This is a genomic window from Ruegeria sp. AK4, from assembly GCF_056541025.1.
In genome coordinates this window covers 68,544-81,361 of record NZ_JBQFXS010000004.1, presented here as the reverse complement: position 1 = coordinate 81,361, position 12,818 = coordinate 68,544, and the positions used below count along the sequence as shown (strand labels likewise).

The following is a 12,818-nucleotide window of genomic DNA, read 5'->3' as shown; positions in this document are numbered from 1 at the left end:
GGCGGGAAATCACCTTCGTATCTTGAATAGTTCTGAAAATGAAGTATATCGCGCCAAGACACAGCACGAGAGGTCCCATGTCGGACGACACAAACAGCAGGCCGGATCACCTGACGCCCGAGATACAGGCGATCATGGGTGTCTATGCGCTTTACTGGAAACTGGAAGAGACTTTCGAGTGCATCGAAACCGAGCTGAGCCACCCGGAATGCCACATGCTGATCAAGCTGGATCAGCCCAAACGCATGGGTGTGCTAGCCGCGGATATGTTAAGTGTTCCATCTACCATCACGGCTACCGCGGATGCGCTGGAACAGGCTGGTTATCTGACCCGCGAGAAAGACCCCGCCGACCGTCGGGCCTTGCTGCTGGTGCTGACCGACAAAGGCCACGAGGCCCGCGACATGCTGGTGGCCGAGGCCGGAAAGCTGTTTCACCGGGCATCCGGTCTGAATGCCGAAGAAACCGCTCAATTCGCGCAACTGGCGCGCAAAATCCGTGACAACGTTCTGAAAACCGGAATTCCCGAGGGATTGAAAAAATGAAACTGCTGACCGCTCTGGGCCTTGCTATGGCCGTTCTGGCGACTCCGATGGCCGCGCAGGAGGTTTCGAAACCCGTAAAACTGATGCTGGTGCGTGAGACCGAGCCCGGCTTTTCGCGCCAGTTCTTTGGCCGCGTGGCGGCGCGCCAGACGGTGGACCTTGCTTTTCAGGTGCCGGGGCAGATTGTCGAGATGCCAGTGACCGAGGGTTTCGTGATCCCCAAGGACAACCTGATTGCGCGTCTGGATCAGGAACCGTTCGAATTGCGCCTGAACCGCGCGAAGCTGCAAAAGGAACAAGCGGACCGGACCGTGGCCCGTCTGTCCCGGTTGCGGGGCACCACAGCCAGCCAGGTGGCGGTCGATGACGCCGAGACCGAGGCGCAACTGGCCGCCATCGCCCTGCGCGATGCCGAATATGAACTGGAACACGCCACGCTGAAGGCCCCCTTCGACGCGCTGGTGTCCAGCCGCGCGGTCGAGGCGTTTACCACCGTGTCGGCAGGCACCCCTATTGTCCGCATTCACGACATGTCCGAATTGCGGATCGAGGTGGACGTGCCCGAAATCCTTTTCCAGCGCTCGGGTCAGCAGGATGACATAACGCTTACCGCCAAATTCCCGGTCAGTGATGAGGTTTTTCCACTGGAAATCCGCGAATTCGATGCCGAATCCTCCAGCGTCGGGCAGACCTATCGCATCCAGTTCGGGCTGACCCCGCCCGAAGGCTTGCAGATCCTGCCGGGGTCCTCGGTGACGGTAAACGCCAAGGTGCGGGACCAGCGTGTAGGCATCATCGTGCCCGCGACGGCAATCGTTGCTGATGCCGCTGGCGAATTGGGGGTCATGGTTTTTGACCCGGTTGGCGCCGATGAAGGGACCGTGCAGCGCGTGCCGGTGACCATCGAGCCGACCCAGACCGGTGATGTTCGTGTGCTGAGCGGTCTGTCGGATGGCCAAGAGATCGTCGTGGCAGGCGGCGCGGCGCTGACAGATGGTCAGACCGTGCGGCGCTTTGCCGGTTTCTCGAACTAAAGGGGCGGGCAGATGAAAATTGCGCGCGCATCCATCGACCGGCCGCTTTACACGTGGCTGATCATTCTGATCGCCCTCTTTGGCGGCATTTGGGGGTTCCTGTCGCTGGGGCGGCTGGAAGACCCGGCCTTTACCATCAAAAACGCAGTCATCATCACGCAATATCCCGGTGCCACCGCCGAGCAGGTCGCGCTGGAGGTCTCGGAACCGCTTGAATCCGCGATCCAGCAGATGGGTGAGGTGGACACGATCACCTCGGTCAATCAGCCAGGCCGGTCGCTGATCGAAGTCGAGATTCAATCCACCTATGACGGCTCGGAACTGCCCGATATCTGGACCCGCCTGCGCGCTAAAATCCGCGATGCGTCCCGCAGCCTGCCATCGGGCGTCGGCGCGCCTTACGTCAATGACGGGTTCGGCGATGTGTTCGGGCTGTTCTACGCCGTCACCGCCGACGGCTTTTCGGATGCCGAAAAGCACGAATTGGCCACATTCCTGCGCCGCGAGTTGCTGACCGTGGACGGCGTTGCCGATGTCGAGGTTCAGGGCCTGCCGGAAGAGGCAATTTTCATCGAACCCGATCTGGCCATTTCAGTGAACCAGAACGTGCCCATTCAGGCGCTGAATGAGGCGATTGCCAATGCGGATTCGGTCAACTCATCCGGTTCCTTGCGGTCCGGCAATGACCGCACGACGATCCTGACTGCGGAAGGGTCCGACAGCGTGTCGGCGATTGCCGGTCTGTCGGTTGGCTCGCAGGGGCAGGTGATCAACCTGTTCGACATGTCCAATGTCTACCGCGCCCGCCAGACCGATCCGCAGGTCATGATCCGCTTCAACGGGACCGAGGCGTTCACGCTGGGCATCGCGGGCCTTTCAACGGAAAACATCGTCGAGGTCGGAAAACGCGCCGACGCCAAATTCGCCGAGCTTGATCCGAGTATTCCCTTCGGCGTCGAGATTCTGCCGATCTACCAGCAACACGTCGTGGTCGAGCAGGCCTCGAACGATTTTCTGGTCAACCTTGCGATGTCCGTGACCATTGTGGTGGCCGTTCTGGGCATCTTCATGGGTTGGCGGGCGGCTATCGTTGTCGGCTCGACCCTGTTGCTGACCGTTGTCGGCACGCTGTTGTTCATGGCGCTTTTTTCGATCGAGATGGAGCGGATTTCGCTGGGCGCGCTGATCATTGCGATGGGGATGCTGGTGGACAACGCCATCGTGGTGGCCGAGGGGATGCAGATCGCCATGCTGCGCGGCAAATCCTCGCGCGATGCGGCGGAAGAGGTCGCCTCGAAAACGCAAATCCCGCTGCTGGGGGCGACGGTTATCGGCATCATGGCTTTTGCCGGTATTGGCCTCAGCCCGGATGCGACAGGGGAATTTCTGTTCTCGCTTTTCGCGGTGATCGGCATTTCACTGCTGCTGAGCTGGGTGCTGGCAATCACCGTGACGCCGATGCTCGGGCATTATTTCTTCAAGCAGGGCAAGGCGGGTGAGGTTGACGCCTATGGCGGGATTCTGTTCCGCATCTATGGCGTCATCCTGCACTGGGCGCTGCGGTTCCGCTGGCTGGTTGTTGCCGGGCTGGTTGCGGTCACGGTGGCCTGTTACGCAGGCTTCGGGCTGGTGAAACAGCAGTTCTTCCCGGATTCGAACACGCCGCTGTTCTTTGTGCATTACAAGCTGCCGCAGGGCACCCCGATTGCACGCACCGGCGCGGATATGTCGGTTTTCGAAGACTGGCTGGCCGAGCGTGACGACGTGGTATCCGTGACAAGCTTTGTGGGGCAGGGCGCGACGCGGTTCATGCTGACCTACTCGGCCGAGGACCCGAACCCCAGCTACGGCCATATGATCATCCGCACTGAGACGCTGGACGATATCCCGGCGCTGCAGGCCGATCTGGAAGCGTTCGGAACCGGCCGCTTCCCCGAAGGCGAGTTCCGCACCAAGCGTCTGGTCTTTGGCCCCGGTGGCGGCGATCCGATCCAGGCGCGGTTCTCGGGCATCGATCCGGTCGTGCTGCGGCAACTGGCCGAAGAGGCGGTGCAGCGTATGGCCGCAGCCTCGCCCAACGCGCTCAATATCTATCAGGACTGGCGCGAGAAAGAACTGGCGGTGCGCCCGATCTACGCCACCGAACGGGCGCAGACAGCGGGTGTCAGCCGCGAGGACATCGCGGCCACCCTGCAGTTTTCGACCGATGGCATCAGCGGCGGTGTCCTGCGGGAACGCGACCGCCTGATCCCGATCATCATCCGGCGGGCGGCGGACGGGGATTACTCCATCGTCGATCAAGTGGTGTATTCGGACCAGTCGGAACGCTTTGTGCCCGTCGAACAGATGGTGGATGGGTTCGAATACGAGGCGCTGAATACGCTGGTGCATCGCAGGGACCGGGTGCTGACCATCACTGTCGGGGCCGATATCCCGCCGGGCATTACGGCGGCGCAGGTCCATGCCGAGGTGCGCGAGGCCATCGAATCCATCGACCTGCCGCCGGGCTACAAGATGGAATGGGGCGGCGAGTATGAAAACTCGCGCGATGCGCAGGAAAGTTTGGGCAGGCAATTGCCGCTGAGCCTGCTGATCATGGTGCTGATCTCGGTGTTGCTGTTCAATGCGCTGCGTCAGCCGATCATCATCTGGCTGCTGGTGCCGATGTCGGTCAACGGCGTTGTCATCGGCCTGTTGGGAACCGGCCTGCCGTTTACTTTCACCGCGCTGTTGGGGCTGCTCAGCCTGTCGGGCATGCTGATCAAGAACGGCATCGTTCTGGTCGAGGAAATCGACCTGGTCCGCGCCACCGGAAAACCCCTGCGCGAGGCGATTGTCGAGGCATCCGTTTCGCGTCTGCGCCCGGTCATGCTGGCAGCGATCACCACCATTCTGGGGATGGCACCGCTGCTGACGGATGCGTTCTTCGTGTCGATGGCAGTGACGATCATGGGCGGTCTGGCCTTTGCCACCGTGCTGACAATGGTGGCCGCGCCGGTGTTCTACCTGCTGTTTTTCGCGCGCGATGAACGGCGGGTGGCACAGGCCGCCTGACGCCCGTTTGGGTCCGGCCACGAGCCGGACCCGTTCCCTCAGATCAGTGGGACAAACGGCACGTCGCATGCGGCAAGGGCGGTGAGGGCAGCGATGGCCAGTAGAATGCGCATTTTTGTGTTCCTTCTGCTCGATGACCCAAAAAATGAGCGCCCGCTGACAAAACGTCAACGGGCGCAAATTCTTTCCGGCGCGGTGCGCGCTTTGTGGCTCAGAAGGGTGCGGTCAGCCTTGCAGCGACTGCACCTCGACATCCCCTTCGGCCTGCGCCTTGATCGCCAGCGCGGCGGCGTGGCTGGCGGCGGCGGTGGTGAAATAGGGGATCTTGTCATAAAGCGCGATTGAGCGGATGGACTTGCTGTCCTCGACCGCTTGCGCGCCTTCGGTGGTGTTCATCAGCAACTGAACCTGACCGTCTTTCAGCATATCGACCACGTCCGGGCGGCCTTCGTACACCTTGTTGACCACATCGCAGGGCACGCCCTGATCTGCCAGCCAGCTCTGCGTGCCGCGGGTCGCGACCAGTGCGAAGCCTTGCCCGACCAGAACCTGCGCGGCCTCGAGCATTGCGGGCGTCTTGTCGGCGTCCTTGATCGAGATGAAGGCGCGGCCCGAGGATGGCAGCACCATACCAGCCCCCATCTGCGCCTTGAGGAAGGCGCGCGGGAAGTCGCGGTCCCAGCCCATGACCTCACCGGTCGAGCGCATTTCCGGGCCCAGAATGGTGTCGACGCCGGGGAAACGGGCGAAAGGCAGTACCGCCTCTTTCACCGAAAACCACGGCATGTCCGGGTCGGCCAGCGTCATCTGATCGGCGATCTTGCTGTCCTGACCTTCTTTGTAGGCCGGGCGCATCGGGAAGTTTGCCAGTTGCTCACCCGCCATCACGCGCGCCGCGATAGATGCAATCGCACTGTCGGTGGCCTTGGCGACAAAGGGCACGGTGCGCGAGGCGCGGGGGTTCACTTCGATCAGGTAGATCTCGTCGTCTTTGATGGCGAACTGCACGTTCATCAGGCCAACGACGTTCAGCGCCTTGGCCAGTTTGAACGCCTGATCCTTGATCTGGCCAAGGATTTCCTTCGACAGCGAATAAGGCGGCAGCGAACAGGCCGAGTCGCCCGAATGCACGCCAGCCTCCTCGATATGCTGCATGATGCCCGCGACGTGCACATCGGTGCCGTCGCACAGCGCATCCACATCCAGTTCCACCGCACCGGCCAGATAGCTGTCCAGCAGAACCGGGCTGTCGCCGGAAACCACCACGGCCTCGTTGATGTAGCGCTTGAGTTGATCCATATCGCGCACGATTTCCATCGCGCGGCCGCCCAGAACGTATGAGGGGCGGATGACCAGCGGGAAGCCGATCTCATCGGCGATGGCCAGCGCCTCGGCGTCGGTCGATGCGATGCCGTTCTTGGGCTGTTTCAGCCCCAGATCGTTGACCAGCGCCTGGAACCGTTCCCGGTCTTCGGCCAGATCGATGGCGTCGGGCGTGGTGCCGAGGATCGGAATGCCCTCGGCCTCAAGCGCGTTGGCCAGTTTCAGCGGCGTTTGCCCGCCGAACTGGACGATGACGCCGTGCAGCGTGCCGTTTTCCTGCTCTTTCGTCAGGATTTCCATGACATGTTCAAAGGTCAGCGGCTCGAAATACAGGCGATCCGAAGTGTCATAGTCGGTGCTGACCGTCTCGGGGTTGCAGTTGACCATGATGGTCTCATACCCCGCCTCGGTCAGGGCGAAACAGGCGTGGCAGCAGCAATAGTCGAACTCGATCCCCTGACCGATCCGGTTCGGGCCACCGCCGAGGATGACAACCTTCTTGCGGTCGCTTGGGCGCGCTTCGCATTCGACCTCACCCATCATCGGGGCCTCGTAGGTCGAGTACATATAGGGCGTCTGCGCCTCGAATTCGGCGGCGCAGGTGTCGATGCGTTTGAACACCGCCGAAACGCCAAGATTGCGGCGGGCCCGACGGATGTTGGCCTCGTCCCGCCCGGTCAGATTGCCCAGACGCGCATCGGTGAAGCCCAGCATTTTCAGCTTGCGGATGCCGTCTTCGGTCACCGGCAGACCATCCTTGCGCACCTGACGCTCGGCATCGACGATCTCCCGGATGCGGGCCAGGAACCACGGGTCAAACTTCGTGACGCCGAAAATCTCATCATCACTCAGGCCATGGCGCATGGCCTGCGCGATTGTGCGCAGCCGGTCGGGGGTCTGCTGGCTGATCGCCTTGATCACGGCGGCCTTGTCGTCAGCCTCATCCCAGAGACCTACATTCAGGCCCGGGATTTCGATCTCATCAAAGCCGGTCAGGCCCGATTCCATCGAGGCCAGCGCCTTTTGCATGGATTCGTGGATGGTGCGGCCTATGGACATCGCCTCGCCCACCGATTTCATCGCGGTGGTCAGGTAGGGTTCGGAGCCCGGGAATTTCTCGAACGCGAATTTTGGGATTTTGGTGACCACATAGTCGATCGTCGGCTCGAACGAGGCGGGCGTGACCTTGGTGATGTCATTGTCGAGCTCGTCCAGCGTATAACCCACAGCCAGCTTGGCCGCGATCTTGGCAATCGGGAAGCCGGTCGCCTTGGAGGCCAGCGCGGACGAGCGCGACACGCGTGGGTTCATTTCGATCACGACCATGCGGCCATCGTCGGGGTTGATTGCCCATTGTACGTTCGACCCGCCGGTTTCGACGCCGATCTCGCGCAGAACGGCAATCGAGCCGTTGCGCATGATCTGGTATTCCTTGTCGGTCAGCGTCAGCGCCGGGGCCACGGTGATCGAGTCGCCGGTATGCACGCCCATCGGATCGACGTTTTCGATGGAACAGACGATGATGGCGTTGTCGGCGGTGTCGCGCACCACCTCCATCTCGTATTCTTTCCAGCCCAGCAGGCTTTCATCAACGAGGATCTGGTTGACGGGTGAGGCATCCATGCCCGAGCGGCAGAAATGGATGTAGTCCTCGCGGTTATAGGCCACACCGCCACCGGTGCCGCCCAGAGTAAAGGCGGGGCGGATGATGGCGGGCAGGCCGATCTCTTCAAGCTCATCCAAGGCCATCTGAACCCCGGCATCCAGATCGGTGGACCCGTCTTCCCGCCTGGGCGCGGTGACAATCGTGGCCTTGGGGTTTTCCAGACCCAGCCGATCCATCGCCTCGCGGAACAGCTTGCGGTCTTCGGCCATTTCGATGGCGTCGCGCTTGGCGCCGATCATCTCGACGCCGAATTCGTCCAGCACACCCATCTCTTCCAGCGCCAGCGAGGTGTTCAGGCCGGTCTGTCCGCCCATGGTAGGCAGCAGGGCGTCGGGGCGTTCTTTTGCGATGATCTTGGCGACAACTTCGGGTGTGATCGGCTCGATGTAAGTGGCGTCCGCCAGACCGGGATCGGTCATGATCGTGGCCGGGTTCGAGTTCACCAGAATGACCCGGTAGCCTTCTTCCCGCAGCGCCTTGCAGGCCTGCGCGCCGGAATAGTCGAACTCACATGCCTGACCGATGACAATGGGACCCGCCCCGATGATCATGATCGACTGGATGTCGGTTCTTCTCGGCATGGCGTTACCCCTTGGATGTTCAGCGAGTCGCGGGCACCGCCCAAGCGCCCAAATTGTCCTGCGTTATAGGGGCCGCGCGAAAAGGTGCAAGGGGGATCGGAAACAGGGGCGAAATTGCCGCTTTCCCCTCTTTCCCTTGGCAGCGTATTCTCTATACCGCGCAGCACGGCAAATGAGGATGCACTTGCGTATTCGTTTTGATCAGGGGCCTGCCGGTCCGGGAAGCTTTTTTGACCGGCCATCCCACATAATCCGCGCCGACAATGCGGAGGACGTGCCCCAGGCCCTGGCGGCGCTGGATGCGGCGCGCGCCGACGGAGCATGGATCGCCGGATATGCCAGCTATGAACTGGGCTACGCGCTGGAGCCGCGCCTGAGCTCTCGCATGCCAAAGGATCGCCGCCTGCCGTTGATGGTGTTCGGGGCATATGCGCCGCCATCGCAAAGCGACCTGCCGAAACCTATCGGCGGGATATCCGCGTTCAAGCCGCGCTGGGACGAGGCGCGGTATGCCCGCGCGTTCCAGACCGTCCATGACGCCATTGGCGCAGGCGATATCTATCAGGCCAACCTGACATTCCCGATTGATCTGACGGTCGAGGGCGACAGCGCCGCGCTATACGCCGCGCTGGCAGCCGGGCAGCCTGTCGGCCATGGCGCGCTGGTCGAACAAGACGATCTGCCGGACCTGCTGAGCCGTTCGCCCGAGCTGTTCTTCCGCACCGATGAAACCGGACGCATCGAAACCCGCCCGATGAAAGGCACCCAGCCCCGCAGCGAGGATATGGCCGAGGACGCCCGGAACCGCAATTTCCTGTCGACCGATCCGAAGAACCGGGCCGAAAATCTGATGATCGTCGATCTGCTGCGCAATGATATCAGCCGCGTGGCGCTGCCGGGTTCGGTTCACGTGCCGGAACTGTTCAAGGTCGAGACCTATGCGACGGTGCATCAGATGGTCTCGTTGGTGCGGGCACAGTTACAGGTGGGGGCGGAATTGTCGGAAATCCTGACCGCCTTGTTCCCCTGCGGATCGATCACCGGCGCGCCAAAAATCCGCGCGATGGAAATACTGGCCGATCTGGAACCCTGGTCGCGCGATATCTATTGCGGCACCATCGGCTGGGCCGCCCCCGATGGCCGGTCCGAATTCAACGTGGCCATCCGCACGCTGATGGTCGAGGATGGCCGGGCCACGCTGAACGTGGGCGGCGGAGTGGTCTGGGACAGCACAGCCGCATCTGAATTTGAGGAAGCCTTATGGAAAGCCCGCTTCGCCCGCCAGTTGAGCCTGATTTCCGCCTGATCGAGACGCTGGCCTACAGGCCGGATCAGGGATTCGTGCGCAAGGACCGGCATGTGGCCCGTATGGCCCGGTCGGCGGCTGCGCTGGATTTGCCTTTCTCGGCTGAGCGGGCCGAGGTTGCCTTGTCCTCGGTTTCCGGTGGGGCTGACTTGCGCTGCAGGCTGACAATGGACGCCAAAGGCGCGTTTAACCTGACCACCGCCGCTTTGGCGAAAAACCCTCTCAAATGGCGGCTGGCGATTGCCGGGCACAGGCTGAAATCCTCGGACATCTGGTTGCGCCACAAGACCACCCGGCGCGCGCTCTATGACGATGCCCGCGCCGCGATGCTGCCCGAGATCGATGAGCTTTTGTTCCTGAACGAACGCGATGAACTGTGTGAGGGGACGATCACGAACCTGTTTCTGGACATGCCCGACGGGCGCTGCCTGACCCCGGCGCTGGCCTGCGGGTTGCTGCCGGGTATTCTGCGCGAAGAATTGCTTGAAAAAGATAGCGTTACCGAAGCCAGATTGACCTTGACCGATCTGCAAAACGCCCGAACTGTTCACATGGGAAATTCATTGCGCGGGCTGATCCCGGTGGAGTTGGTGAACCAGTGAGCAAAGACAGCACCATGGTCGGGCCGCCGGTCGCGATGCTCCGGCTGCGGGTCGAGTTCGGCCTGTTCTACATCGCCGCCCCGCTGGTGATTGCCGTGTTCTTCCCGCCCGACTGGATGTTTCCGGCGCTGTTTGCCTTTACCGGGCTGGGCATTGTCCTGCTGAACTGGACGCCGGGATTTCGCTGGGCTGAACTGCGGTACGAATGGGCGAACTGGTCGTGGCGCGAGTTGCTTTTCTTCACGCTTGCCATGGCGGCGTTTTGCACGCTCCTGATTCAGATCACCCGGCCCGAGGCTGCCTTTTTCCTGCTGCAACACCGGCCCGAGATGCTGGCTATGATCTGGATCGGCTATCCGCTGGCCTCGGCCCTGCCGCAAGAGCTGCTGTTCCGGTCGCTGTTCTTCCGCCGCTACCACGCCATCCTGCCCGATGGCCGTGCGGCGTATCTGCTGAACGCCTTTGTGTTTTCCTTTGCGCATCTGATGTATTGGAGCTGGATCGTCGCCGCGATGACCTTTGCCGGAGGGCTGCTGTTTACATGGGCCTACAGGCAGCGCGGCTCGTTTTTCTACGCGGTCCTGCTGCACGCGATTGCGGGCAATATCATCTTTGCGGTCGGGCTGGGGGTCTATTTCTACTCGGGCAAAGTGCAAAGGCCGTTTTGACGGCGCGACCTGCCTTGACTTTCCAGACCTGACAGGGTGTATCGGCGCGACAAATTCTGCGCCCGAAGGGATATGATCCATGCACGCCTATCGCAGCCACACCTGCGCCGCTCTGACCGCCGCCAATGTCGGTGAAACCGTCCGCCTGTCGGGATGGGTGCATCGGGTCCGAGATCACGGCGGCGTGCTGTTCATCGACCTGCGCGATCATTTCGGCGTGACACAGGTTCTGTGCGACGGCGACAGCGCGGCTTTTGCCGAGCTGGAAAAGGTCCGGTCCGAGTGGTGTATCCGCATTGACGGCACCGTCAAGGCGCGCGACCCGGAACTGGTGAACCCGAAACTGCCCACCGGCGAGATCGAAGTTTACGTGCGTGGGCTGGAAGTGCTGGGCGCAGCCGACGAACTGCCGCTGATGGTCTTTGGCGATCAGGAATACCCCGAGGAAACCCGCCTGCGCTATCGTTACCTCGACCTGCGCCGCGAGGCGATGCAGCAGAACATGACCCTGCGCTCGGACGTCGTGGCATCCATGCGCAAACGCATGTGGGATCAGGGCTTCCGCGAGTATCAGACACCGATCATCACCGCCTCGTCACCCGAAGGCGCGCGCGACTTTCTGGTGCCCTCGCGCCTGCATCCGGGCAAATTCTACGCGCTGCCGCAGGCGCCGCAGCAGTTCAAACAGCTGATCATGGTGTCGGGCTTCGACAAGTATTTCCAGATCGCGCCGTGCTTCCGCGACGAAGACCCGCGCGCTGACCGTTCGCCCACCGATTTCTACCAGCTCGACCTTGAGATGTCGTTTGTCGAGCAGCAGGACGTGTTCGACACCATCCAGCCGGTGCTGACCGGCGTGTTCGAAGAGTTCGGCGGCGGTCGCAAGGTGGATCAGGAGTGGCCGCAAATCTCCTACAAGGACTCGGCGCTGTGGTACGGCACCGACAAGCCTGACCTGCGGAACCCTATTAAAATGCAAGTGGTCTCCGACCACTTCCGCGGCTCTGGCTTCGCGATTTTCGCGAAGCTGTTGGAGCAGGAGGGCACCGAAATTCGCGCCATTCCTGCGCCGACGGGTGGCAGCCGCAAGTTCTGTGACCGCATGAATGCCTTTGCGCAGAAAGAAGGCCTGCCCGGTATGGGCTACATCTTCTGGCGCGATCAGGGCGAAGGGATGGAGGCCGCAGGGCCGCTGGCCAAAAATATCGGCCCCGAACGGACCGAGGCGATCCGGCAGCAATTGGGTCTGGGTGTCGGCGATGCGGCGTTCTTCCTGGGTGGCAAGCCGAAGGCCTTTGAAAAGGTCGCCGGCAAGGCGCGGGACGTGATTGGTGAAGAACTGAACCTGACCGAGAAAGACCGCTTTGCCTTTGCCTGGATCGTGGACTTCCCGATTTATGAGCAGGACGAGGAAACCGGCGCGATCGATTTTGAACACAACCCGTTCTCGATGCCGCAGGGCGGGATGGAGGCGCTGAACGGTGATCCTCTGGACGTGCGCGGCTATCAGTACGATCTGGCGTGCAACGGCTATGAACTGGTGTCCGGCGCGATCCGGAACCATAAGCCCGAGATCATGCTGAAAGCGTTCGAACTGGCCGGCTATGGCGAGGATGAGGTCAAATCCCGCTTCGGCGCGCTGTTTAACGCCTTCCATTACGGCGCACCGCCGCACGGCGGCTGTGCTGCGGGCATCGACCGGATCGTGATGCTGCTGGCGGATGAGGCCAACATCCGCGAGGTCATGATGTTCCCGATGAACCAGCGCGCCGAGGACCTGATGATGGACGCGCCGTCCGATCCGACCTCGGACCAGTTGATGGAACTGGGGCTTCGGATCATCCCGCAGGACTAAGAGAGTCGCCCGCCACGAGCGGGCGGTTTGCATTTGGGCGGTCAGATAACGCTGACGCAGACGGGTTTGCCGGAACACATTCCGGGTGGCAGCATGCCGCTGGCCTCGTGCAACTCCGAGGGTGGGCACATGTACTAACCCAGCGGGTTGCCCAGCCGATTCCGGTTCTCCCGAATGGTGCGTG

8 protein-coding genes are annotated in these 12,818 nt (G+C 61.8%); 7 read left to right on the top strand and 1 reads right to left on the bottom strand.

What is annotated here, in order from left to right:
• Positions 1-77 precede the first annotated feature (77 nt).
• From ACR0EZ_RS09400 to ACR0EZ_RS09390, 3 genes are read left to right on the top strand one after another with little or no spacing between them, the layout of a single operon-like run.
• Positions 78-545 (top strand): MarR family winged helix-turn-helix transcriptional regulator, encoded by a 468-nt coding sequence (locus ACR0EZ_RS09400; RefSeq protein WP_480612489.1) that lies wholly within the window; start codon positions 78-80, stop codon positions 543-545.
• A complete protein-coding gene (locus ACR0EZ_RS09395; protein ID WP_480612488.1) occupies positions 542-1,579 on the top strand; it encodes an efflux RND transporter periplasmic adaptor subunit in 1,038 nt (345 codons plus the stop codon). Before ACR0EZ_RS09400 ends, ACR0EZ_RS09395 begins: the two co-directional genes overlap by 4 nt.
• Positions 1,580-1,591: 12 nt before the next feature.
• Positions 1,592-4,633, top strand: coding sequence for an efflux RND transporter permease subunit (locus tag ACR0EZ_RS09390; protein ID WP_480612487.1), 3,042 nt, complete (start codon positions 1,592-1,594; stop codon positions 4,631-4,633).
• A gap of 225 nt (positions 4,634-4,858) precedes the next feature.
• Here the strand turns inward: ACR0EZ_RS09390 and carB are convergent, their stop codons facing one another.
• Positions 4,859-8,203 carry a carbamoyl-phosphate synthase large subunit gene (carB, locus tag ACR0EZ_RS09385; RefSeq protein WP_480612486.1) on the bottom strand — a complete coding sequence of 1,115 codons (3,345 nt, stop codon included), beginning with the start codon at positions 8,201-8,203 and terminating at the stop codon, positions 4,859-4,861.
• Positions 8,204-8,381: 178 nt separating this feature from the next.
• Between carB and ACR0EZ_RS09380 the strand changes: the two genes are divergently transcribed.
• From ACR0EZ_RS09380 to aspS, 4 genes are all read left to right on the top strand, one after another.
• The gene (locus ACR0EZ_RS09380) at positions 8,382-9,509 is read left to right on the top strand and encodes an aminodeoxychorismate synthase component I (RefSeq protein ID WP_480612755.1); all 1,128 of its coding nucleotides are present in this window, start codon (positions 8,382-8,384) and stop codon (positions 9,507-9,509) included.
• Complete coding sequence (locus ACR0EZ_RS09375) at positions 9,464-10,111, top strand: aminotransferase class IV family protein (protein ID WP_480612485.1); 648 nt, start codon at positions 9,464-9,466, stop codon at positions 10,109-10,111. Before ACR0EZ_RS09380 ends, ACR0EZ_RS09375 begins: the two co-directional genes overlap by 46 nt.
• Entirely contained in the window at positions 10,108-10,779 is a 672-nt protein-coding gene (locus ACR0EZ_RS09370) for a CPBP family intramembrane glutamic endopeptidase (protein ID WP_480612484.1), read from the top strand. Before ACR0EZ_RS09375 ends, ACR0EZ_RS09370 begins: the two co-directional genes overlap by 4 nt.
• Before the next feature lie 79 nt (positions 10,780-10,858).
• Positions 10,859-12,634 (top strand): aspartate--tRNA ligase, encoded by a 1,776-nt coding sequence (gene aspS / locus ACR0EZ_RS09365; RefSeq protein ID WP_480612483.1) that lies wholly within the window; start codon positions 10,859-10,861, stop codon positions 12,632-12,634.
• Positions 12,635-12,818 lie beyond the last annotated feature (184 nt).

Coding starts and splice junctions, on each gene's coding strand:
- ACR0EZ_RS09400 (WP_480612489.1), top strand. CDS start 78: ATGTCGGACGACACAAACAGCAGGCCGGATCACCTGACGCCCGAGATA.
- ACR0EZ_RS09395 (WP_480612488.1), top strand. CDS start 542: ATGAAACTGCTGACCGCTCTGGGCCTTGCTATGGCCGTTCTGGCGACT.
- ACR0EZ_RS09390 (WP_480612487.1), top strand. CDS start 1,592: ATGAAAATTGCGCGCGCATCCATCGACCGGCCGCTTTACACGTGGCTG.
- carB (WP_480612486.1), bottom strand. CDS start 8,203: ATGCCGAGAAGAACCGACATCCAGTCGATCATGATCATCGGGGCGGGT.
- ACR0EZ_RS09380 (WP_480612755.1), top strand. CDS start 8,382: ATGCACTTGCGTATTCGTTTTGATCAGGGGCCTGCCGGTCCGGGAAGC.
- ACR0EZ_RS09375 (WP_480612485.1), top strand. CDS start 9,464: ATGGAAAGCCCGCTTCGCCCGCCAGTTGAGCCTGATTTCCGCCTGATC.
- aspS (WP_480612483.1), top strand. CDS start 10,859: ATGCACGCCTATCGCAGCCACACCTGCGCCGCTCTGACCGCCGCCAAT.